The 21403-nt window shown below is 36.4% G+C and carries 24 protein-coding genes, 5 tRNA genes and 1 pseudogene; 18 read left to right on the forward strand and 12 right to left on the reverse strand.

The window, feature by feature from the left end; genetic code table 11:
* Window positions 1-166: 166 nt before the first annotated feature.
* From ABRT01_RS15905 to ABRT01_RS15925, 5 genes are all read right to left on the reverse strand, one after another.
* Window positions 167-241, reverse strand: a tRNA-Gln gene (locus ABRT01_RS15905).
* A 12-nt stretch (window positions 242-253) separates the two neighbouring features.
* Window positions 254-338, reverse strand: a tRNA-Tyr gene (locus tag ABRT01_RS15910).
* A 42-nt stretch (window positions 339-380) separates the two neighbouring features.
* Window positions 381-453: transfer RNA gene (locus tag ABRT01_RS15915), tRNA-Thr, on the reverse strand.
* 134 nt (window positions 454-587) lie between these two features.
* Window positions 588-663: transfer RNA gene (locus tag ABRT01_RS15920), tRNA-Val, on the reverse strand.
* Between the two features lie 6 nt (window positions 664-669).
* Window positions 670-744: transfer RNA gene (locus tag ABRT01_RS15925), tRNA-Glu, on the reverse strand.
* Window positions 745-1012: 268 nt separating this feature from the next.
* Here ABRT01_RS15925 and fabI point away from each other — a divergent pair.
* On the forward strand, window positions 1013-1789 hold the full coding sequence (gene fabI / locus ABRT01_RS15930; protein WP_269410943.1) for an enoyl-ACP reductase FabI: 777 nt from the start codon (window positions 1013-1015) through the stop codon (window positions 1787-1789).
* A 53-nt stretch (window positions 1790-1842) separates the two neighbouring features.
* On the opposite strand, the gene ABRT01_RS15935 is transcribed toward fabI, so the two are convergent.
* Together ABRT01_RS15935 and ABRT01_RS15940 are read right to left on the reverse strand one after the other, a co-directional pair.
* Window positions 1843-2487 carry a hypothetical protein gene (locus tag ABRT01_RS15935; protein ID WP_269412417.1) on the reverse strand — a complete coding sequence of 215 codons (645 nt, stop codon included), beginning with the start codon at window positions 2485-2487 and terminating at the stop codon, window positions 1843-1845.
* A 292-nt stretch (window positions 2488-2779) separates the two neighbouring features.
* Window positions 2780-2923, reverse strand: coding sequence for a hypothetical protein (locus tag ABRT01_RS15940; protein ID WP_269410942.1), 144 nt, complete (start codon window positions 2921-2923; stop codon window positions 2780-2782).
* Window positions 2924-3454: 531 nt separating this feature from the next.
* On the opposite strand from ABRT01_RS15940, the gene ABRT01_RS15945 reads away from it, so the two are divergent.
* From ABRT01_RS15945 to ABRT01_RS15955, 3 genes are all read left to right on the forward strand, one after another.
* Complete coding sequence (locus ABRT01_RS15945) at window positions 3455-3850, forward strand: hypothetical protein (RefSeq protein ID WP_269410941.1); 396 nt, start codon at window positions 3455-3457, stop codon at window positions 3848-3850.
* Between the two features lie 94 nt (window positions 3851-3944).
* Window positions 3945-4232: a hypothetical protein gene (locus ABRT01_RS15950; RefSeq protein ID WP_367748515.1), complete on the forward strand. Its 288-nt coding sequence runs from the start codon at window positions 3945-3947 to the stop codon at window positions 4230-4232.
* Window positions 4233-4243: 11 nt separating this feature from the next.
* Window positions 4244-4852 carry a hypothetical protein gene (locus ABRT01_RS15955; RefSeq protein ID WP_269410939.1) on the forward strand — a complete coding sequence of 203 codons (609 nt, stop codon included), beginning with the start codon at window positions 4244-4246 and terminating at the stop codon, window positions 4850-4852.
* Between the two features lie 75 nt (window positions 4853-4927).
* Here ABRT01_RS15955 and ABRT01_RS15960 read toward each other — a convergent pair whose 3' ends face one another.
* Complete coding sequence (locus tag ABRT01_RS15960; RefSeq protein ID WP_269410938.1) at window positions 4928-5440, reverse strand: helix-turn-helix domain-containing protein; 513 nt, start codon at window positions 5438-5440, stop codon at window positions 4928-4930.
* A gap of 96 nt (window positions 5441-5536) precedes the next feature.
* Between ABRT01_RS15960 and ABRT01_RS15965 the strand changes: the two genes are divergently transcribed.
* The 8 genes from ABRT01_RS15965 to ABRT01_RS16000 all read left to right on the forward strand — a co-directional run bounded on the left by ABRT01_RS15965 (window position 5537) and on the right by ABRT01_RS16000 (window position 10311).
* Window positions 5537-5779, forward strand: a complete 243-nt coding sequence (locus ABRT01_RS15965) for a PLD nuclease N-terminal domain-containing protein (protein WP_269410937.1) — start codon at window positions 5537-5539, stop codon at window positions 5777-5779.
* Window positions 5763-6653 carry an ABC transporter ATP-binding protein gene (locus ABRT01_RS15970; RefSeq protein ID WP_269410936.1) on the forward strand — a complete coding sequence of 297 codons (891 nt, stop codon included), beginning with the start codon at window positions 5763-5765 and terminating at the stop codon, window positions 6651-6653. The genes ABRT01_RS15965 and ABRT01_RS15970 overlap by 17 nt, the downstream gene beginning before the upstream one ends.
* Entirely contained in the window at window positions 6650-7417 is a 768-nt protein-coding gene (locus tag ABRT01_RS15975; RefSeq protein WP_367748519.1) for an ABC transporter permease subunit, read from the forward strand. The genes ABRT01_RS15970 and ABRT01_RS15975 overlap by 4 nt, the downstream gene beginning before the upstream one ends.
* A 12-nt stretch (window positions 7418-7429) precedes the next feature.
* Complete coding sequence (locus ABRT01_RS15980) at window positions 7430-8143, forward strand: ABC transporter ATP-binding protein (protein ID WP_269410934.1); 714 nt, start codon at window positions 7430-7432, stop codon at window positions 8141-8143.
* Window positions 8136-9680 (forward strand): hypothetical protein, encoded by a 1545-nt coding sequence (locus tag ABRT01_RS15985; protein ID WP_367748523.1) that lies wholly within the window; start codon window positions 8136-8138, stop codon window positions 9678-9680. Before ABRT01_RS15980 ends, ABRT01_RS15985 begins: the two co-directional genes overlap by 8 nt.
* A gap of 272 nt (window positions 9681-9952) precedes the next feature.
* Window positions 9953-10096, forward strand: coding sequence for an RNA polymerase sigma factor (locus tag ABRT01_RS15990; RefSeq protein ID WP_367748541.1), 144 nt, complete (start codon window positions 9953-9955; stop codon window positions 10094-10096).
* Window positions 10089-10217, forward strand: a complete 129-nt coding sequence (locus ABRT01_RS15995) for a helix-turn-helix domain-containing protein (protein WP_367748526.1) — start codon at window positions 10089-10091, stop codon at window positions 10215-10217. Before ABRT01_RS15990 ends, ABRT01_RS15995 begins: the two co-directional genes overlap by 8 nt.
* Window positions 10207-10311 carry a helix-turn-helix domain-containing protein gene (locus tag ABRT01_RS16000; protein WP_367748544.1) on the forward strand — a complete coding sequence of 35 codons (105 nt, stop codon included), beginning with the start codon at window positions 10207-10209 and terminating at the stop codon, window positions 10309-10311. The genes ABRT01_RS15995 and ABRT01_RS16000 overlap by 11 nt, the downstream gene beginning before the upstream one ends.
* A 564-nt stretch (window positions 10312-10875) precedes the next feature.
* On the opposite strand, the gene ABRT01_RS16005 is transcribed toward ABRT01_RS16000, so the two are convergent.
* Window positions 10876-12294, reverse strand: a complete 1419-nt coding sequence (locus ABRT01_RS16005; RefSeq protein WP_269410932.1) for a sensor histidine kinase — start codon at window positions 12292-12294, stop codon at window positions 10876-10878.
* The gene (locus tag ABRT01_RS16010) at window positions 12291-13016 is read right to left on the reverse strand and encodes a response regulator transcription factor (RefSeq protein ID WP_269410931.1); all 726 of its coding nucleotides are present in this window, start codon (window positions 13014-13016) and stop codon (window positions 12291-12293) included. Before ABRT01_RS16010 ends, ABRT01_RS16005 begins: the two co-directional genes overlap by 4 nt.
* A gap of 240 nt (window positions 13017-13256) precedes the next feature.
* On the opposite strand from ABRT01_RS16010, the gene ABRT01_RS16015 reads away from it, so the two are divergent.
* From ABRT01_RS16015 to ABRT01_RS16035, 5 genes are all read left to right on the forward strand, one after another.
* Window positions 13257-14168: an ABC transporter ATP-binding protein gene (locus ABRT01_RS16015; protein ID WP_269410930.1), complete on the forward strand. Its 912-nt coding sequence runs from the start codon at window positions 13257-13259 to the stop codon at window positions 14166-14168.
* Window positions 14165-14923 (forward strand): ABC transporter permease, encoded by a 759-nt coding sequence (locus ABRT01_RS16020; protein ID WP_269410929.1) that lies wholly within the window; start codon window positions 14165-14167, stop codon window positions 14921-14923. The genes ABRT01_RS16015 and ABRT01_RS16020 overlap by 4 nt, the downstream gene beginning before the upstream one ends.
* Window positions 14924-14932: 9 nt before the next feature.
* Window positions 14933-15670: an ABC transporter permease gene (locus ABRT01_RS16025; RefSeq protein ID WP_269410928.1), complete on the forward strand. Its 738-nt coding sequence runs from the start codon at window positions 14933-14935 to the stop codon at window positions 15668-15670.
* Between the two features lie 686 nt (window positions 15671-16356).
* Entirely contained in the window at window positions 16357-16794 is a 438-nt protein-coding gene (locus tag ABRT01_RS16030; protein WP_367748531.1) for an RNA polymerase sigma factor, read from the forward strand.
* Window positions 16778-17032 carry a helix-turn-helix domain-containing protein gene (locus ABRT01_RS16035; RefSeq protein ID WP_077735386.1) on the forward strand — a complete coding sequence of 85 codons (255 nt, stop codon included), beginning with the start codon at window positions 16778-16780 and terminating at the stop codon, window positions 17030-17032. The genes ABRT01_RS16030 and ABRT01_RS16035 overlap by 17 nt, the downstream gene beginning before the upstream one ends.
* A gap of 353 nt (window positions 17033-17385) precedes the next feature.
* Here ABRT01_RS16035 and ABRT01_RS16040 read toward each other — a convergent pair whose 3' ends face one another.
* Window positions 17386-18018 carry a LysE family transporter gene (locus tag ABRT01_RS16040; protein WP_269410925.1) on the reverse strand — a complete coding sequence of 211 codons (633 nt, stop codon included), beginning with the start codon at window positions 18016-18018 and terminating at the stop codon, window positions 17386-17388.
* A 439-nt stretch (window positions 18019-18457) separates the two neighbouring features.
* On the reverse strand, window positions 18458-18901 hold the full coding sequence (locus ABRT01_RS16045) for a MarR family winged helix-turn-helix transcriptional regulator (protein ID WP_269410924.1): 444 nt from the start codon (window positions 18899-18901) through the stop codon (window positions 18458-18460).
* Between the two features lie 604 nt (window positions 18902-19505).
* Here ABRT01_RS16045 and ABRT01_RS16050 point away from each other — a divergent pair.
* Window positions 19506-21293 (forward strand): annotated as a pseudogene (locus tag ABRT01_RS16050) (excinuclease ABC subunit UvrA); the annotation flags it as partial.
* Window positions 21294-21403 lie beyond the last annotated feature (110 nt).

The following is a 21403-nucleotide window of genomic DNA, read 5'->3' on the forward strand; positions in this document are numbered from 1 at the left end:
GATTCGAACCTCCGACCCTCTGATTAAAAGTCAGATGCTCTACCGACTGAGCTAATGGCTCATTGATCGCATCATAAGTTCTGATTTTAGAGCATATTCAAAATGGGGAAGGATAAACCACCTATTGAACATTCCCTTTTATGTAATTCATTTGCAAACATAATATTGGCTGGGCTACCAGGATTCGAACCTGGGAATGACGGGATCAAAACCCGCTGCCTTACCGCTTGGCTATAGCCCAACAATATGATCATGGTGGAGGGGGGCAGATTCGAACTGCCGAACCCAAAGGGAGCGGATTTACAGTCCGCCGCGTTTAGCCACTTCGCTACCCCTCCGTATTGTTAACAGCTTTACAAATATTATACATAAAAAAATGATGCCGGCCAGAGGACTTGAACCCCCAACCTACTGATTACAAGTCAGTTGCTCTACCAATTGAGCTAGGCCGGCTTGTAGCAGTTGTTCAAAAGGTCCGGTAAAAATGACACTCCTTTTGAACATACGCTTCATATGTACAAAAATCACTATCTAAGTATGTGTACCAATTGGAATGTTTATTCATTCCAGTTGACACAACGTACGAATGGTGGAGGATGCAGGGCTCGAACCTGCGACCCCCTGCTTGTAAGGCAGATGCTCTCCCAGCTGAGCTAATCCTCCCCAAAATGGTGACCCGTACGGGATTCGAACCCGTGTTACCGCCGTGAAAGGGCGGTGTCTTAACCACTTGACCAACGGGCCTTGCCGATTATGTATGTCGCAATTAAAAACTATGTCGTATACCAACGAATTTTATTATATACAGATTGCTTGATTTTGTAAAGGGTATTTTCACTTTTTATCATTTTTTAGCCGGGTGATAAATTGCTTAGGGTCTATGGTTTCTTTCAATATTAGTTTTGGGTTATACTATCTACAGATCTAATCGAAGTGTTCAGTAATCGATGAATATAAAATATTGATTTTTCAATAATTGCTTTGAACACTTGCTTATATTGGAGGTAAACAAATGACTGAGTTGTTAAAAGGGAAAAATATTGTTGTCATGGGCGTCGCAAATCAACGCAGTATCGCCTGGGGAATCACCAAGTCCTTACATAATGCCGGGGCAAATTTAATATTTACCAATCGGCAGGAACGTTCCCGTAAGAAATTGGAAAAACTGCTAGAAGAAAATGAAATAACAGCAAAGCTAATCGTTTCATGTGATGTAGCCAGTGATGAGAGCATCCAATCCGCTTTCCAGGAGATTAAAGAAAACGTTGGTGTCATTCACGGATTGGTGCACTCGGTTGCATTTGCCAATAAGGAAGAATTAAAAGGAGAGTATGCAGACACATCCCGGGACGGATTCCTGTTAGCCCAAGAGATAAGTGCCTACTCCCTGGTAGCTGTCACAAAGGCAGCCAAGGAATTAATGACTGAAGGCGGCAGTATTGTTACCCAAACTTATCTTGGTTCAGAACGGGTCATCAAGAATTACAATGTCATGGGTGTTGCCAAAGCCTCATTGGAAGCAAGTGTCCGCTATTTGGCCGAGGATGTTGGTAAATATGGTATTCGTGTTAACGCTGTTTCTGCAGGACCGATTCGCACGTTATCCGCAAAAGGCGTATCCGGATTTAATGAAAAGACGTCTTTCATTACAGAGAAAGCTCCCTTGCGCCGTAATATTGATCAAGACCAAGTTGGCGATGCGACTTTATTCTTTATGAGTGACTTGTCCAGAGGTGTTACAGGCGAAGTCATGCATGTGGACTCGGGATATCATATTATTGGAGAGTAAAATGACTTAAGACGCTTACCTGAATAAGCGTCTTAATTTGTTTCAAAACTTTTTTATTTTTTAGGTTTTGATGGAAAAATGGTATAGGACCAGGACCATATAAAGTCAACAATAAAAACTATCCCCCAAAGCATCCCTATGGAATAGATTGCTTCGTTCGGATATGGAGATTCCTCATAAGTACCTGCTTCAATCCAGGAAAGATCACGTATATATCCAAACAATTCCTCCAAGTTTGCGGTACCGTACATCCAAAACACCAATTGCACAACAACAAACACTACTAGATGTACAGTGGAAGACCAACGATACTTTCTTGCCACATACTTCGGATCCTTACTTCTTTCTATAACTTGATAGTCTTTTTCGGTTAAAAGTTCCTCCCCACGCCAATCCCCGACTTTCTTCCGCATCCAGCGATCCAATTTCTTAAAGTCTATAACGCCAAATGTACATGCATAAATCACAAAAATAGTAATGACTATCTGAAAGGTTGAGATTTCCCCGGTTATCCGATAAATCAAGATTGCCAGTAATGCTTCTAAAGCTAAGAATACAAGAAAAGCAACGATAAAAAGTAAGCTTAGCTTTTTCTTATTCATTACATATCGGACAACACCGAACAGTAAAAGTGACACCATAGACAACACTTCTGCGGTAATGAATATTTCCCATTGGAATTTAAGCATGAGCTCCATCAACTACGTCCACTCCCTCCCCTACTTACCGATCATCAATTTCAATTTTAGCCATGAGTTAAGATCAGGGTATCCGGTCAATGAAAGCGACAAATGTGATTCCATTAACCCTTCTCTTAATACTTCCCAGGCCTTTTCAAAAACATCTATTACGTTTTGTTCGATCGGATAAAAGCCAGCCTTCTCCGACTTCTCCGTTGATTTCTGAATCTTACTTACGATTCATTTGTACCATTCAACCGCTGTCTCACTTCTTTAATTTCTTCAATGTCTAAACCAGCAATATCAGCAATTAATTGATCCGACATCCCTTTTTGATCATATTTTTAACTATCATTTTCTTTCCTTGTTTAAATCCTTCTTCCCGATACGAATTCGGCAATTCAAGTACTCGATCCGCTTCATGTTCAGGCAGTTTATCGATTTCCTTTCGCATTTGCTCCTCTTCCTCCCTCTATATAATTAAAATAGGTTTCGAAAAATCCATAGATAAGCTCCGTTTTTGCTGGGGCTAACTCCATTCCGCTTAGCATACGCAGGAATTCTATCTGAATTTTAACTCTATAATACCATGGAGGCTAAACCTTTCAACTCATCATCATATCAAGTTGAACCTTTTATCAATCGTTCAGCGCTTCTGAAAAACTTGGAAGAATCCCCTTTTATCCGGATAACGTTGTTTGACTGTTGGAGTGCCTTCCAATTCACCCTTTTTACTGGACAAAAAACAATATGTCAAAGGTACCTCCAATTAATTCAAATTTCTTCATTACAGAATTGCTTTAAGAGTCATTTTCCCTCCATATTTAAAATAACTGGACAGTGAAGAGTTCAAATAAGAAAACGCAGGAAAAATAACCCTTTCTGGCGAATATATCTAATAACCTAACTTACCGGAAAGGAGATTAGATCGCTGAAAGGGTTATATTAAATAGTTTACCCTATTTTCAGGCGATTGACCATACCTATGTTAAAATATATTGATTCTATCCCATGTGCATTTCGTACCTGCTTTTCCAGAAAAGCCACCTACAAATGGTTTATTATTGTCATTATCGGCTTGATGCGTGCCCTTTCATTGCCTGCCCGATGCTATGAAAAACTCAACCAATTTTTCCGTTCCGATGCATGGTCTTTAGAATCCATTCGTATGGCATGGCTTCAAATCATTCAACGTACTGCTCCTCTTGTTCGCTACAATGGAAAAGTGGTGCTTGTAGGCGATGGTGTGAAACAGTCCAAAGAAGCCCGGCGGATGCCTGCTGTCAAAAAGCTTCACCAGGAATCCGAGAATAACTCCAAAGCCACGTTTCGGACATTTGTTTGGTCTGTCGGCATTCTAATGGGAACACCACAGAAATAGTTTTGTCTGCCTTTGTTTATCAACCTGCAAGATGGTGTTAAAGCGATTTTTGGTTGGAATAAACAGGAAAGATACATCTCGGCAAGAATCCCATGTGGTGCAGATGATTGAACAAGGATTTATCACAGCGAAAACATTTGGAAAAGCACTATTGCTGCTGGATCGCTATTTCCTGTCTGTTCCTACCCTAAAGCGGTTAAACGAACTCCATCAATCCGAAGACACGCAGATGCACCTTGTTACCAAAGCCAAGAAGAGTGCCGTAACGTATGAGCAACCTCCTGCGAAAAAGAAGGGACGGGGAACGCCCACGAAAAAAGGGGAAAGATATCAAACTGATGACGCTGTTTTCCACCCGGGCAGATCAGTTTCAATCTGCTAAAGTAACCATCTATGGCAAGGAAGAAACGGTTCAATATCTCTGTCTTGATTTGTTGTGGGGACAGGGATTATATCAAGAACTGCGCTTTGTTCGTTCAATATGGAGAGCGGTCAGCCATTTTGGTAAGCACCGACCAAACGCTTGCAGCTATAGATATCATCCAGTTATATGGACATCGCTTCAAAATCGAATCTGCTTTCCGAGAAATGAAACAGGTCATCGATGGTTTCGGTTATCATTTCTGGAGTAAATCGATGCCAAAGCTGAACCGTTATTTAAAAAAGGGCGAAGCGCACCCGTTAGAGCAGATTACGGACACAAAAGATAAAGAAAACATCCAGTTGGCCATCAAAGCCATCGAAGGATACGTGATGTGCAGCTGTATCGCCATGGGGCTGTTACAGCTGATCTCGATTCATTATTCCCATCGTGTCCCTGGTCTGCTCTTTCGTTACTTGCGGACACCCTCCAAAGCAGTCGTCTCCGAAGCTACGGTGAAGGCTTATTTGCAGCGATCTATTTTTTACCTGTTTGCCCAAAATCCGCATTTATCCATAACGCAAATAATTCAATGTAAGCAGGAAACACCTGATTTTGAGGACGATTCACTGGCTTCTTAGTGTTCAGAACTTTTTATTGTCCAGTAATCTTTACTAAAGGAAAATTTATCATTATTGTCCTACCACAACCTGTTTTCAGGGTATAATAACTAACGAGATTGTTCGCTCTTTACTATTATCATTTTGTTTTTCATCATAATATTTATTAAATAATGCATTAAGTTCTGACTGGAAATCTTCAAATTTAGATTCATCTAAATGTAACTTCGCAATGGAGAAAGTAGATTGATCCTTTTTTTCCTTTATGATTTCGTGGTAACTTTTGTAGGATTGCAGAATGTACATGAAATAGAAAGTTACAAAATTCACCTTTTCATCATAGCTTGCTTGGTTCCATTCTTCTTCATCAATTTTATACGTCTCTGTGTTTATTGCATAAAATTTTTCTTCTCCTGATCGTGTTTTTCTTGTGTTTACAACCTTTACCAATCCATCTTCATACATCGAATTCATATGTCTATACAATGTAGCCTGTGGCACATCTTCTAATAAATCGTTTAATTGCATGATGGATAATCCCCCTTCTTTATCAATTAGTTCTAATGCTATTTTAAAACGTATCTGATTTTTAAATAATTTAAATTCCATAGCTTTCACTCCTTACTTATAATAATAATTGATTTTTATTTAAATGTACATTATAATTATCGTTATCAATAATGATAATTATAGGAGGATACCTTTATGAACACTGATATTAGTGTTTTATTCGATTTGAATTGGGACGCAATTTTACCATTAGTTATTCCAATTTTGGTTTTACACGGCATACTTTTAGCTGTCGCATTATTTGATTTGTATCGTCGCAGAAACATTGTAAATTACCCAATCGTTTGGGCGATTGTCATCGTACTGCTCAACACGCTTGGACCCATACTATATCTGATTATTGGAAGGAGAATGTTAAAGAATGATCGCCATTCATAAGGTGAATAAATCTTTTAGAGGCAGAAAAATATTAAAGAATATTAGTTTTGATATCGCAGAAGGAGAGTGTATTGGCCTATTAGGGCCAAATGGAGCGGGCAAAACCACGTTGATTAAATGTATGACTGGTATCATTCGTTATGAGAGCGGAAAAATCACCTTTCATGGCAAAGACATTTTAAACTTCAAAAATGATATTGGTTATTTGTCACAGCACACAGATTTTAAACGGTGGATGACGTGTGAAGAATCGTTACGATTTTTTGGCAGCTTATCTGGTTTAAGTAAAGAATATCTTGCTGACAATATCAATGACATTTTGACAGACGTAGGACTGAAAGACAAAAACAAATACAGAGTGGAAGAATTATCTGGAGGTATGAAACAGCGGTTAGGAATTGCTCAAGCGATTCTTCATCGTCCCAAGCTTTTAATCTTAGATGAGCCGGTTTCTGCGCTTGATCCCGTTGGCAGAAATGAAATCAAGAATTTAATCAAAAAACTGAAAGCATATACGACTGTTCTCATATCTACCCATATTTTAGATGATGCCAGTGAGTTCTGTGATCGCTACATTATTATAAAAAGCGGAAAAATTATTGGAAACATAACCAATCAAGATGAAACGGTAAATAGGAAACAAGTAAATTTCCAAGTCAATACAGACGAAACCACTACATCAACCATAAAATTAAATGATCCATATAAATTGAAAGAGATAAAAGCTGGTCAATATTCGGTCACTAGTAATGAACCAATCAATTTTTCTCATCTTATCAAAGAATTGGAACAATTAAACATCCAGATCAATTCTTTGGCATATGAGAAGAAAGATTTAGAAAAAATATTTTTAGAGTTGGTGTCCGAAGTATGAGAAATATAGCTATCTTATTCAAAGTTGAATTACTGGAGGCCATTAGAAATATAAAGTTTATCTGGTTAACGATATTTTTCACCATTCTTGGTGTAACACAGCCATTAATTGATAAATATATGGAGGTCATTATTCAAAACGTTGGAGGGATTGACGGGATAATGATCGATCCGAATGCCCCTGATCCACAGGCAAATGAAGTGTTACTGGCGACTTTTTCAGGCCAATTTAATCAAATCGGTTTAATCATACTTGTTATAAGTTTTATGGGGATGATCGCCAATGAGAAAAACAGTGGAGTGCAAGGCTTTATCTTCACTAGACCTGTATCCAGTTTAGAATATATCAGTTCCAAACTTTTTGGAAACTGGCTGATCAGCATGGTATGCATTGCAATAGGTTCGATTGTTTCTTATTTCTACACCATTTATCTTTTTGATTATTATTCTATCACTGATTTTTTATTGTTCCTTGTATTTTACAGTGTATGGATTCTTTTCGTTATCAGTTTAGCAGTTTTGTTTAGCACCATAATAAAAAGTTCGATATTTATTGGTGTGGCAACAATATTATTATCGATGGTTTTTCTGTTACTAGGAAATATCAATGAGACATTTTCTTTATTCCTGCCAAGCGGTGTACTGACCTTAGCGGAAAGCTTGCTTCTTCAAACAGGCAGTGCCAACTTCCTGTTACTCATTGCACCAATTATCTATATTATGATTAATATTTTTACAGCCAAGTTCTTCATTAATCAGGTTTAGGAGGGATAGCACATGTTATCGATTAAAAACTTAACCAAAACATATAAAGGTTCTAACAAAGGAGTGAAAAACTTATCTTTAGCATTGCATGAAGGCGATATCTGTGGATTTATTGGCGCAAACGGAGCGGGAAAAACGACGACGATTAAAGCCATTGTTGGTATACATGCGTTTGATAAAGGGGAAGTAAAGCTGTTTGATACAAAGCTAAAAGATGATCCCGAAAAGTTTAAAGCGATGATTGGCTATTCTCCTGATACCCCTACGCTATATAACAACATGACTGGAAAAGACTATATTGAACTCATTGCGTCTCTCTATCAAATGGATGATAAAGAACGAGATAAAAACTTAGCTTATTTACTAAAAGAATTAGAATTGGAAAGTGCGATCCATGAGCTGGTATCTAGCTATTCCCACGGAATGAAACAAAGGCTCGTTCTCATTTCGTTATTTATGCATAATCCAAAACTCATTATTTTAGATGAACCTTTTGTTGGTTTAGATCCCAACGCTACTCATTTTTTGATCAATGAAATGAAAAAAAGAGCAAAAGAAGGAGCGATCATTTTATATTCTACCCATGTGCTTGAGGTAGCCGAAAAAGTTTGTAATAAAGTGGTGATTTTAAATAAAGGCGAAGTGGTTGTAAATGATACGATGGAAAACATTATCAAAGACACATCGTTAAATGAACTGTTTAGGGATGTGACATCCCATGCATAATCTGAAGTTATTATTTTCATTTCGTCTGAAAAATCAAATGAAGCTTTCTAATTTGAACAGCTCGAATAAAGAAGTAAGAAAGTACGCTATTTATACTATTTCAGGTTACATTGCAGCTTTTTTAATGTTTTTAGGTTATGTGCTGTTTATTGCCATAGATTTAAATGCAAATAATAATATGGCAGCTCTTTTTGTTTTACTCTCATCCTTATTGTTTTGGATTTTTGGAATATGGAATAATCTTAGCGGATTTGATGATGTGATAGATGGCAAAGATAGTGATTTCATTTTTAGCTTACCTATAAAAAGCTGGGAAGCCAAGCTGCTTCCACTATTGAGTAAATATATCATTCATATCATTTTAACATTTATTGTGTTGATGTTTGGGTATATTTTAACGCTCTCTTTTTTAAACATTTACTTTATCGTCATCCTTTTTGTTTTATTAGTATTAAGTTTCATCATTCCGTTACTGGCAATCAATCTGACTTTTTTAATTTCCTTGTTGGTACGAAACTTTCTAACACTGATTAAGTTCCATAACAATGTAACAGAATCGATCCTTTCCTTAGGAATTTTTATAGCACCGCTGATTTATTTTATAGTTAACTCAAAATCCATGGATTATAAAGATTGGTTTATAAATGCCTCTATTTTTCGATATTCGATTGATGATATAACAGAATCTCATTTTCTATTAAATCTCATTTTGTTATTTATTATAGCGGTTGTTACCACAACGATAACAATCTATGTATTACATTATTTTCATCATTTCCTTAAAGATCAAAAAAGAAAACAGCTAAAAAGAAGAAATACGAATGCCGTTTGGACTGTAAATACACCCATTATTGCGTTATTGAGGAAAGAATTCAAATTATATTTCTCTTCCCTCACATATGTAAGTAATACGCTGTTAACCCCTGTTGGGATGATCGCATTAAATATATGTATTCTCATTAGAGTCATACCAAATATGCCTTCCTTTTCTTATGATGTAATCGGATTTACGATCACAGCCCAACATCTATTTACCATGATAACCTTTGTATTTCTCATGCTTACAACAACCACCTCTTGTAGCCTTTCATTCGAAGGAAAAAGTATTTGGGTCATGTTGGTAGCTCCTATCCGCATCACTAAAATTGCATTAGCAAAAGTATCGGTAAATATACTTTTATTTCTCCCTGGTATGGCGTTAACTGTCATTGTGTTTTATACCGTATTTCATGTGAGCATACCTTACCTAATAACGATGGTCGTATTGATGTTCACTACATTGACCCTAATAAGTATTGTTGGTTTTTTAGTCAATTTACGTTTTCCAACCTATACATGGAGTAATGATATGGAAGTAGTTAAACAGAGTAAAGCCACGATCATTACTGCCGTTATAAGTATGGTGACAATTCCAATTATTATTTTAGTCGTATATTTAGGTAGTATTTTCTTTCTATTACCCATAATTCTCATAGAAATACTATTCATCATTGGAATGATGAATAAAATATCAAATAGTAGTTTGATTTTAAACTAAAAATTTAAGTAATGGATGGAATAAACATAAAAATAAATAATATTTAATGAAAATCCAAATTGCTATCTCACCTTTCAAAGTGAAACACAGACACAGAATAAAAGATTGATTGTCTTATCTGCGGTAAGTCAAGAGAAGTTGAATGAACTAAGTATGTGTGACACCTACGCTACGGATGTCTATTATTTTCACCTTAATGATTATGTCGTTCCAGTAGCAGATTTTTTAATTGTGAATGCTATTCAATCTTTATCAAAACGAGAGATCAACTCATTATCTTATGCTTCTTTTTCTTAGATATGAGTGATACTGAAATTGCCAAAGAGTTAGAAATAGCTAGGGGAACCGTTAATTACCACAAAAAGAAGGCATTAGAAAAGATTAAAAACTATTTAAAGGAGCATGAAAATGAATGACTATCCTTTACTTCCTTATTCGGTAATCTTAATGGCGGTACAAGACGATTCACAAGCTATGGACCAAGTTGTGAACCATTACAAAGGCTACAATTACCGCACAGAGAAAAATAGTAGATGAGAATGGAAACACTGCTCTGATTGTGGATGACGAATGGAAGCGAAGGATAGAACTTAAATTAATCACAGCAGTTATCAAGTTTAAATTTCATTAACATCATTCTCATGCAGAAAGTTAATTGTTGAATTTTAGAATGGAATTGTTCTTTGACAAATAAAGCACGGAAGATAATGTCGTGCAGCATAACAAAAAATCAGACACGTTCTGCTGATGACGAGCTACCTGGTTCTTGCGCCATGACTTTCCATGGAAACGAGCGATAACCAAGAAGTCTAATGTAATCGTGGTGGATTACTGGCGATAACCCATCAGTTTGAATAATGATACTCCCCTACCGTCATGGTTCCAGCGTTTGAAGCGTCACAAGCTATGAGTAGGGCTGGAACCAATACTTGCAGGGGTGAAATTCCCGTGGGGCTGTACCAACAGCCGTCTGATTTTTTAAATAGTCGATTTATCTATGTATATACTTTTTGCATACAAAACATCTTTATATACAAATGCAGGAATAAAAAAGAAAGGTGAACCGCAATAATTGATACATCTTTCATAAAAATACAAATTGATGATGATGCATTGGGACAGTACATTCTTAAACAGATTGACGAAAAGATGAAGGAAATCGGAACCGATAAGTTATTTTATAGTCTTGATGATTCTATTCGATTGGGAAAGTAATATTACACTGGGTTCCTAATTGAAGTTTACTATTTATCTCAACTTCTCCGCCATGAGCTATTATGATTTGCCTTGCAATTGCCATTCCTAGTCCTGTTCCAGAATTATTAGAAGTTGCATTCGTCCCACGGAAGTATCGATCGAATAAATGTTCAATCGTTTCTTGATCCATACCGACCCCATCATCTTCAATTAAAACACGAATTTGTCTTGGATGAGACAGGTCTTCATGAAGTATGATCTTAATTTCAGTATTAGGCGGATTATGTTTGATACTATTCGCGATTAAGTTTTCAAATGCTCGCTTTAAGTATTTCGTATCCATATTAAAAAGTATTTGTTCCTTATTCGTTTCAAATGAAAACACCTTATTTTTTGATTCAGGCATTTTTTTCAATTGTTCCAAAGTACCTTTGAGAACATTTACAAGGTCTTTTTGTTCAAGTTGTATCGGAATAGTATCATTTTTCAATTGAAAAGTTAAATTGAAGTCTTCGATTAGTTGCTCCATATACTCCACACGTTCCTCCATGATTTTGGAAAAGTGACGTACTTTATCTTGTTCCCAGTCATGTTCATGTGAAGAAAGGAGTACAGTATACCCTTTGATAACAGACAAAGGCGTCTTTAGATCATGTGAGACTCCCGTCATCCATTCTTCCCTTGTCTTTTCTAATAACTCTCGTTCTTCTGTGTTTCTCTGAAGAGTTGATGTAAGCTTAGAAAGAGCCTGCGTCAATTCTTGATACGTTTTATATTCAGCTTTATTTCGCCAGCGTTGCTTTGAATTAAACTTTCGATTATTAAAAGGTTCTTCATATTTACCTATAGATAGATTTTCAATCCAAGATACAATATAGAGTAAAGGAGCACCCAATTGTCTTCCAAAAAATAAGGCAATTAATATTCCAATAATAATGATGGAAAGAACCCATAAATTATTCACCCAATATTGAAAGGGATTATTACTTGTCATCGGTTTCCCCAAAACCCATGTTAGATCCTGATTATCTTTGGTTTCATACCATGTAGATAACTGAAAACCCTTTTTGGCAGGATATAAGTAGTCAGACACTAGTTCTCCAGGGTCATAATGATCTGGCATGCTTTTTGGTTTGTTAATGGAAAAAACTTCATCACCCTGCTCATCCAAGATTTGTACCCACATGTTGTTTTTTATCAAATCTTCTTTTGTCTTCGAGCCTATTGTAGGCTTTTGATCAACCATATCCGTATGTTCAACGATTTTGCTAATCGATAATTGTGGATTTTCTTCTTTGTTATGACCGAGAAAAAAGCTAATCAAAATAACACTAAGAACAATGAGTAAGCCCCAAATAAGCATTAACCAGAAAAGTCGTGATACGAAGTAATAGGCGACACGGTTTTTTAATTTCACAACAACTCCTCATTTACGTCTGTTTCAAATATATAGCCTAATCCTCGGACTGTTTTAATCCATTTAGGTCTGCTTGGATCTTCTTCTATTTTTTCACGTAAACGCCGTACATGTACCATCACCGTACTGTCCCCACCATACAATTCTCCCCATACATCTTTATAAATTTGATGCTTACTTAGAATTTGGTTAGGGTGTTCGCAAAAATAGAGTAAAAGTTTCATCTCCTGGGTAGGGCACTCTATTCGTGCACCATTAACAATGAGTCTTCCAGTATTGGGATCTATATTAAAAACCCCATAATCGTAAACTTGCTTCCGTGTATGTTGGGCTGGAATTTGAATAGAACGTCGTAATTGAGCCTTCACACGAGCTACTACTTCTAATGGATTAAAAGGTTTGGTAATATAGTCATCTCCTCCAAAGCTAAAACCCTGCAACTTATCTAAATCTGTTGTTTTTGCTGTAAGAAACAATATAGGCACATCTGTCTCCAAACGAATTTTGCCACATAGGGTAAAGCCGTCTATATCAGGCAACATAACATCTAACAATATAATGTGGGGATGATTTTGTGTTGTCATTAAAAGTGCTTCTGCTCCAGTAGCAGCTGTTAAGACATTTTGAAAGCCTTCCTTTTCAAATATTGTGATTAATAAATCTAAAATATGCTGATCATCATCAATGATAAGAATTTTATGATCCTCAAGTTTTAAAGTCACACTTTATCCCCCTTCCTATCTTCATTATTACATAAAACATAGATAAAAAAGCCCGTTTAGTAAAGAATTTATATCCCGTTTAGATTTCTGAAAAGTATAATTACTCCATAACCTAAGCTACTCTAAGTATGTAATTGATATAGAGAAATATTCGGAATTGGATTGTTAAGCAAATGTTTAGGGAAAGTTTCATTCATGTTTAATTTATTCCGTTTACGATAGAAATGAGGTGAGAAACAGATGAATGATCAAATATTAATGACAAATGATCTAACAAAAAAGTACAAAAAACACATATCTGTAGATGGACTAAATTTACGGATTGAACGTGGACAAATTTATGGATTCCTTGGGCCAAATGGGGCCGGAAAAACGACGACGATTCGCATGTTACTAGGTTTGATAAAACCCACAAAAGGTCATATTGAAATTTTTGGGCAAAGCCTGAAAAAAAATCGTCTGCCAATTTTACAACAGATTGGATCGTTGGTGGAGTCCCCAACATACTATGGAAATTTAACTGGCCGTGAAAATTTAGAGGCGGTTCGAAGGTTACGGGATCTTCCAGAAAAACGTGTGAATGAAGTATTGGAAATAGTTAGATTAAGCAAAGTTGCGAACCGGCTAACAAAAGAATATTCTCTTGGAATGAAGCAACGTCTGGGGATTGCGGCTGCAATGCTTAGTAATCCAGATTTATTAATACTTGATGAGCCAACTAATGGTTTAGATCCATCTGGTATCCAAGAGATTAGGGAGTTGATTAAAAAATTGCCTGAAGCAGGAATGAGTGTTCTTGTATCCAGCCACTTGTTAAGTGAAATAGATCAAATGGCTACACAGGTAGGGATCATTAATAATGGAAAAATGATTTTCCAAGATTCGATTGAACGCTTAAGACAAAAACAGAAACCACTATTAAAAGTCGGCGTTAGTGATGTCATGAAAGCAAATGCAATATTAAAAGAGCAAGGGGTAAAGGCTGATTTACAAAACGATTTCTTGTGGTTAGCCCAAACGGAACCCGCGTTTGTTTCAGATATTAACGCTACTTTGGTTCATTCGGGTGTATCTGTCTACCGACTGGAAGAAGTGAAAAGAACACTTGAAGATATCTTCTTAGAATTAACGGGTACAGAGGGTAGCTTATGAGAAAGATATTGTGGGCAGAACAATTAAAATTAAAACGTTCATCGTTATTAATTATTGTATTATTGGTTCCATTACTTATCTTGGCATATGAGTTGGTGAATTTCACCTATCGTGCTGAGTTTGTGGAAAAACAAGCGGAGATGTTCGGTGCTGATTCCATGTGGATGTATTTATTGTATGACAATAGCTTGTTATTTGGACTAGGTTTCCCATTAGCCGTTACACTTACTGCATCTGTGATAGCAAATATTGAACATCAGGCAAATGGATGGAAACAAACCCTTTCAATGCCTATTTCAAGAGGAAAAATCTATTTAAGTAAATTTATTTGGTTAACGATTAGTCTATTCCTTTCTGTTACTATTTTTCTGATTGGAATGGTTTTTCTAGGGAAGGTACTCGGATTTGAAGGGGATATTCCATGGGGCTTATTGATAGGCGACAGTTACGGCATGTTGATTACCGTATTACCAATTATGGCGTTTCAATTTTGGTTATCCATGACCATTAAAAATCAGGCTTTCTCAATTCTTATTGGAGCAATTTCTGCTATTATGGGTTTATTTTTAGCAGCTGCTCAAACGACAAGATGGTTACCCTTAGCCTATCCAAGTCAAGTCTCAACGATTATATTGCAATATGAAGGATTAGGGTATAATCAAGATTTTTCTGCCTTCCTCGTCATCAATTTGTTATTAGGTATCATCCTAATGTTTATCGGAACTATACATTTTGCTAAACAGAATGTGCAGTAAGGGGGGATTATGTTGAAAAATATATTATATGTTGAACGATTAAAGTTAAAACGCTCCAAGTTGTGGTTACTTTATTTGCTAGGTCCGTTATTAGGTGTGTGCCTGGCTTATATCAATTTCTTTAAAAACTATGACCTTTTTATGCAGCCTGGGGATAATGAATGGATAGAGGCGTGGACACAAGTAGCATTATTTATGGGTCCTTTTGTATTGCCAATCCTAGTGGGGGTATTCACGGCTCTTGTTTGCAGAAGTGAACATGTCGGCGGAGGATGGAAACAATTATTAGCCTTACCAATCAAATATTCGGAGATCTTCTTAGGGAAATTTTTAACGGTAGTAAAAATGGTAGTTATTTCAATGGTTATCCTATTAATCTTTTTTATAGGATTTGGTTATGTACAAGGAATAGAAGGCAGTCTTCCGATATTTTCAATATTCGGATTCGTGATTAGAGGGATTTTTGCTTGTTTACCATTGATTCTTCTACAACTAACGATATCCATAAGGGCTAAAACCTTTGGTATACCATTAGCTGTTAGTATTGTTTTTACTCTCCCAGCTATTATAGTTGCCAGCACACCTTTAGGACAGATTTATCCTTGGACGCAACCTATGCTAGCTATGTCACCTGAAGATGAATCACCTATTCAGTCTTACTTGTTATTTTATACACTAGTTATTGGAACCTTCGTAGTTTTACTAATATATGGTTTACGGAATTTTACTAAGCGGGATACTTTTTAATTACATTTAGCGGCTCCGAATGAGTTATTTCAGTCGATAGAAATCGAAAAATGACTGAAAAACTTTAAAAAGCTGGTTGAGGAACAATCTCTTGACAAAATCTTTGCGTAAAGATAGCTGAAACTGTCGGTGTTGATGAAAAAACCATTAGAAATATTTTAGGGTAATCGGATTATCCTATAAAATTTATAAGCACATTAGGTTTTTGACTGAGGTCTAAACAGAAAAATTTTAAAATCTTAAAAATGGGATCTGATTTTTTGAGCATACTGCATATTTCTTCACTCACTAATACAACCTAAAACCGTTGTTTGTTTAGAGTGCAAAAACAATACAGACAGCTAATATATCAAACGGCGGTTTTGAAATTAAGAAAATTCAAAGCCGCCGTTTTCCCTTTTTAAAAATAGGATTTCGGAGAGGGTGTATTAAGTGCGCCCTTTTTTAGGACACGGCGGTATGAAGGAGGTTATCGCCGTGTTTATTTACTTTTTTCCTGATTTGATACCATTCTACATATTAAAAAAGTTCTTGAAGTTCTATGGGATTATTACGGCCATGAATCTACCTACACAAACTACATAATACGATATACAAACTCTTATGCCCTGCTGATTTATGTTCAGTTGGGCTTTTTGTGGGGAAATCATCGCCCACCTTTGCAGTTGCGAAGGGAGAGGAAATGCATGATAGAACCGGATCGTACCGAGTGGCAAGTTCGCTGTACATTTAATGCTTTTTGTAAACGTGTTTTGAAGAATGAAGCAATCAATATTTTTAATGAAAGAAAACAACGACAAGCAAAGGAGATGACATTTTCTGATCTCACCCCACAAGAAGAAAATGAGCTCTATACCTTAGATAAGCAATACGAAGGTGAAGAAGGACAAAGTTTTCAAGTGGCTGGAAAGAAAATAACTCCGAAATTACTCGCTGAAGCGTTGCGTACTTTGCCAAAAGAAAAGCGTAAGACTGTCCTTTTATACTACTTTTTTGACAAATCAGATGTAGAAATAGCTGAACTACTCGATATTCCACGTAGTACCGTTCAGTATAGGAGGACAAGCTCTTTCAAAAGGTTAAGACAATTTTTGGAGGAACATGCAGATGAATGGAGTGATTAATTCTAATGTTGGAAACAACGAGCGTGGTTTATTGCCGTACCCAATTATTTTAGCTGCAAATAAGGGTGAGCCAGAAGCAATGAAAGTAGTTGTTCTACATTATGGAAGCTATATGACAAGCCTATCCATGCGTAAGCTCCGTGATGAACAAGGAAACACTTATTGGGGCATCGATGAAGATACACGCGAACGCTTACGAGCGAAGCTTATGCAATCTGTTTTAGCTTTCAAAATTTGAATACAGAATGGTTAGGTTTTCCCTTTCATTAATCATATATTTGTTCTTTGACAAAGAAAGCACGGAAGATAACGCTGTGCAGTATAAACTAAAAAATCAGATACATTCTACTGATGACGAGCCACTTGATTCATACGCCACGACTTTCGTTAGAAACGAGCGATAATCTATGAATCTAATGCAATCGTGGTGGATTGCTGGCGATAACCCATCAGTTAGGATAATGATACTCCCCTATCGTCATGGTTCGAGCGTTCAAAGCGTCGCAAGCTATGAGTAGGGCTGGAAGAAATACTTGCAGGGGTGAAATTCCCGTGGAGCTGTACCAACGGCCATCTACGGAATACCTTAATTTAGATTACATCTAATATTGCGATAATGAATCGATAAACAAAGTATCCCGAAAAGCCCATTAATACTACCCCTGCAATGATAGAAAACCCTTTAATCATTGAACGGTTCATTACTTTTCTCGTAGTAGCCACAATTGTTAATAATCCTATATCGTGCAGTAATATTCCTGTTAAGACACCTGCTGCTATGATTAAAAAGTTGGTTGAACCAGTAGAAGTATATGAATCAGACAGAACTGCCCCAAATACACTTACCCAAAAAACAACATTTCCAGGTGATATCGCAACAAGAAAGCCATTACGAAAAGAAGAACCAAAAGATTTAGTCGGCTTCTCACCTGACAAAGTAATATCACTTTCTGCATTTTTAATCGAGTCATAAGCAATTAAAAATAAAAAGACCGCACCAATTAACCACATCGGTATTTGAATAAAAGGAAACTGCAAAAAAGATGCCAACCCTAAGTAAAGGGCTAATATTAAAGCAAAATCAATGGTCATCCCACCCAACCCAGCTGCCCAACCGTGCATAAATCCATTTTTAAGACCCTGCCTTATCATCTCTACTGTAATTGCTCCAACCGGCATTGCAACGGCAAGCCCTGCAAGAACATATGTAAAAAACAATGCCATACAACAACACAACTTTCATCATATTAGTCTATAATATAACCTGTTATGGTCATATATTTACCTGTTAAAGCTCCCGATTGTTACACTGTAATTTTAGTTTATAGAATAATTAATTTGATCTTTTCACTTTTCATCTTTTAATTTTCAAACTCTTCTTACCGCTAAAACCATCATCCAAATTGGGAAAATTATAGGTCCCACCCAAAAGAATCTCTCTTCAATTATGGGTGTTTCTGCCCATCCCCCCGAAAAGGTGAACATTATTAATTTAATAGACAGCAAAGACCGTTGACGATCCGTCCAAAAATGAAACTTCCTTATATGTTTTTGATGATCTTCAGGTAGATCATTTAATAATAAATTAAATTGACGGTTTGGTAATTTATTTCCTAAGTGTACAGCCTATAAATCATTCATGTTTTTCATTTTAAGTTTCTTATTATTTCATTTCTTCTTCATCGTTAGTGGAAGTAGATATTTGATTTAACTTTTTACAAATATTGGTAAATGCCACCAATTCGTCTTTTGTTAACGTTTTGTGAATTAATTCCATTACTTCGTTTCGGGATTTCTCTGCTTTCCTCAAAAAAGCATGCCCTTTTTCGGTAATAGTATGGTGATAAGAACGTCTGTCATTCTGGTCGCGTTCCTGTATTATTAAGGATTTATCTATAAGCTTTTTTACTAATTTTGACACTGCTGATAATGAAATTCCTAACTCCTCTGATAGTGATCGTGTAGTTTTGGGGCCTCTCCTTTCTAATAAGTCGATAATATTGTATTGAGATGAAGTAATACCATCGACATTAAATTTATTATGATGAGAAACAATTCTGCATTGAAATGGAACAAATTCCTGTTTGAATTTATAGAAATTATCCAAAATTTATCCTCCCTTGGAAAATAATCTAGAGCCTTTTTTATTTATTTTCTCTTGCTTCTTAGATGAATTTTTATTTTTGTTCATGTTACTAGTGACTTTCAATGAAACTATAAATTATTTACAACTGAATTTAAGTACTAGAGAAATAGTTGACCTAGTTAATTATAATTTGATAATATTAAAATAGCAAATATTTCTTTTTGTTTATAAAAAGTCAGTAGGAATTAATTACCAATTATAGATGCAGAATTAATTAAGAAGACATTAAGATACTTTCAAAAAACTGGATATTTACCGACTCCGGTTGTTCCAAATTAAAAATTCCCATTTCCAAAAAAATTTAATGAAGTAATGACAAAAGAAGATAATAAGGGAATAACCCCATTTATCTTCTTTTTGTCAAATCCTCCAAGATTAAAGGGAAAGGATTGTATTTCGCTACTTGACGATCCATATCACAGATATTCTGAACTACTTAAAACATTGAAATAGGTTATCAAGATTACTTTTATATATTCCAACTAACTATTTGCTACTGGATCTCTGTGCAATTTGAACATTTCCAAGACTTATAACTGATATCTCTCAGGAGGTTAAGCAGATAATGCACGAGCACGATCATATTATTTTACGTGAAGTAAATGAAAATAATTTAAAAAACATTTCCCTTAAAATTCCGAAGAAAAGAATCACAATTTTTACGGGTGTATCTGGATCGGGAAAGTCATCCATTGTCTTTGATACGATTAGCCGGGAAGCACAGCGACAGTTAAATCAAACGTTTACGACGTTTATTCAAAATCGCTTACCCAAATACAGTCAGCCTGATGCTCTATCAATTGAAAACCTTTCTCCTGCCATTGTGATTGACCAAAAACGTTTAGGAGGTAATGCGCGATCAACACTTGGCACGGCTACCGATATCGACTCTTTATTGCGGTTGTTATTTTCCCGTATCGGAGAGCCTTATACCGGTGAGTCTGATATTTTTTCTTTTAATAATCCAAAAGGCATGTGTCCAGAGTGTGAGGGCATTGGACGTAAGATTGAGCCGGATTTAGAGAAATTATTTGATAAGACAAAATCTCTTAATGAAGGGGCTATTTTGTATCCGACTTTTTCTGTTGGTAGTGCCTATTGGAAGAGATATGTGTATTCCGGTTTATTTGATAATGACAAAAAACTCGATGACTATACGGCAGATGAATGGCATACATTGCTCTACGGTAAAGGTGGACGTATGGAAATCCCTTTGGAAAGTGGTGGATCTGTTCATTCCGATTATGAAGGCGTTCTGGTGAAATTTAAACGACTTTATATTCAGAAGGAAGCCAGCCAGCATTCAGAAAAAACCCGTGCGCAGATTCAACAGTTCACATCGTTAAAGCCCTGCCCTTCCTGTGAAGGAGCTAGATTGAATCCAACTGTTTTGAATTGCAAGATTGACGGACATAACATTGCGGAGATTTCGGCATTAGAACTAGGTGAACTTTTATCTTTTCTAAAAGGGATTGAAAATCGAATTGCAATACCAATCATTGATGGCATGACGATTCGATTACAACACCTCATTGGCATGGGGCTTTACTATCTTTCGCTAAATCGTGAAACATCAACATTGTCCGGTGGAGAATCACAACGAGTGAAGATGATACGACATCTTAACAGCAGTCTGACGGATATGATCTATATCTTCGATGAACCGAGTATAGGGTTACACCCTCGGGATGTGTATCGACTCAATCAAATGCTGATAAAATTGCGTGATAAAGGAAACACCATCTTAGTAGTTGAACATGACCAGAATGTCATTAAAATAGCCGATCATATTGTGGATGTCGGTCCTAGTGCAGGCACAAATGGGGGAGAAATTGTCTATCAAGGAAATGTTCACGGTCTATATGATTCAGATACACTTACTGGAAAATACATGCGGACGGAACCAACCATAAAAAAGCAAATACGGAAACCTGACGGACATCTTTCTATCATCAATGGTACAAAACACAATTTAAAGAACGTGACCGTTGATATTCCTTCGGGTGTGCTAACGGCAATTACCGGAGTAGCCGGTTCAGGGAAAAGCACACTAATTTTTGGTGAGCTTGTGACACAACACCCAGATACCATCGTCATTGATCAAAAGCCTATTGGTACATCGATCCGATCTAATCCGGCAACTTATACGGGGATGATGGATTCCATTCGGACTTATTTTGCAAAAGCCAACAAAGTAAGTAAATCACTCTTTAGCTTTAATTCAAAAGGAGCCTGTCCGGAATGCGGAGGAACTGGATTCATTTATTCCGATCTTGCATTTCTTGAAGGAGTCAGAACCACTTGCGAAACATGCAATGGACAGCGATTCAAAGAGGAAGTTCTTCAATATAAACCTGAATTATTCATACTTCTAACCAAAAAGATAAATGAAGCTTAGCCCTGGGTTATTTTCGTAAAATAAGATGGAACCTTTCCAGAAATGGTTTGCTTAAACTAGAGATC

This window comes from Lentibacillus sp. L22 (assembly GCF_040812445.1).
In the GTDB taxonomy this organism is placed as follows: domain Bacteria; phylum Bacillota; class Bacilli; order Bacillales; family Amphibacillaceae; genus Lentibacillus_C; species Lentibacillus_C daqui.

Excerpts from the sequence above, each read along its gene's own strand:
- fabI (WP_269410943.1), top strand. The coding sequence starts at position 1,013 with ATGACTGAGTTGTTAAAAGGGAAAAATATTGTTGTCATGGGCGTCGCA.
- ABRT01_RS15935 (WP_269412417.1), bottom strand. The coding sequence starts at position 2,487 with ATGGAGCTCATGCTTAAATTCCAATGGGAAATATTCATTACCGCAGAA.
- ABRT01_RS15940 (WP_269410942.1), bottom strand. The coding sequence starts at position 2,923 with ATGCGAAAGGAAATCGATAAACTGCCTGAACATGAAGCGGATCGAGTA.
- ABRT01_RS15945 (WP_269410941.1), top strand. The coding sequence starts at position 3,455 with ATGTTAAAATATATTGATTCTATCCCATGTGCATTTCGTACCTGCTTT.
- ABRT01_RS15955 (WP_269410939.1), top strand. The coding sequence starts at position 4,244 with ATGGCAAGGAAGAAACGGTTCAATATCTCTGTCTTGATTTGTTGTGGG.
- ABRT01_RS15960 (WP_269410938.1), bottom strand. The coding sequence starts at position 5,440 with ATGGAATTTAAATTATTTAAAAATCAGATACGTTTTAAAATAGCATTA.
- ABRT01_RS15965 (WP_269410937.1), top strand. The coding sequence starts at position 5,537 with ATGAACACTGATATTAGTGTTTTATTCGATTTGAATTGGGACGCAATT.
- ABRT01_RS15970 (WP_269410936.1), top strand. The coding sequence starts at position 5,763 with ATGATCGCCATTCATAAGGTGAATAAATCTTTTAGAGGCAGAAAAATA.
- ABRT01_RS15975 (WP_367748519.1), top strand. The coding sequence starts at position 6,650 with ATGAGAAATATAGCTATCTTATTCAAAGTTGAATTACTGGAGGCCATT.
- ABRT01_RS15980 (WP_269410934.1), top strand. The coding sequence starts at position 7,430 with ATGTTATCGATTAAAAACTTAACCAAAACATATAAAGGTTCTAACAAA.
- ABRT01_RS15985 (WP_367748523.1), top strand. The coding sequence starts at position 8,136 with ATGCATAATCTGAAGTTATTATTTTCATTTCGTCTGAAAAATCAAATG.
- ABRT01_RS15995 (WP_367748526.1), top strand. The coding sequence starts at position 10,089 with ATGAATGACTATCCTTTACTTCCTTATTCGGTAATCTTAATGGCGGTA.
- ABRT01_RS16015 (WP_269410930.1), top strand. The coding sequence starts at position 13,257 with ATGAATGATCAAATATTAATGACAAATGATCTAACAAAAAAGTACAAA.
- ABRT01_RS16020 (WP_269410929.1), top strand. The coding sequence starts at position 14,165 with ATGAGAAAGATATTGTGGGCAGAACAATTAAAATTAAAACGTTCATCG.
- ABRT01_RS16025 (WP_269410928.1), top strand. The coding sequence starts at position 14,933 with ATGTTGAAAAATATATTATATGTTGAACGATTAAAGTTAAAACGCTCC.
- ABRT01_RS16030 (WP_367748531.1), top strand. The coding sequence starts at position 16,357 with ATGATAGAACCGGATCGTACCGAGTGGCAAGTTCGCTGTACATTTAAT.
- ABRT01_RS16035 (WP_077735386.1), top strand. The coding sequence starts at position 16,778 with ATGAATGGAGTGATTAATTCTAATGTTGGAAACAACGAGCGTGGTTTA.
- ABRT01_RS16040 (WP_269410925.1), bottom strand. The coding sequence starts at position 18,018 with ATGGCATTGTTTTTTACATATGTTCTTGCAGGGCTTGCCGTTGCAATG.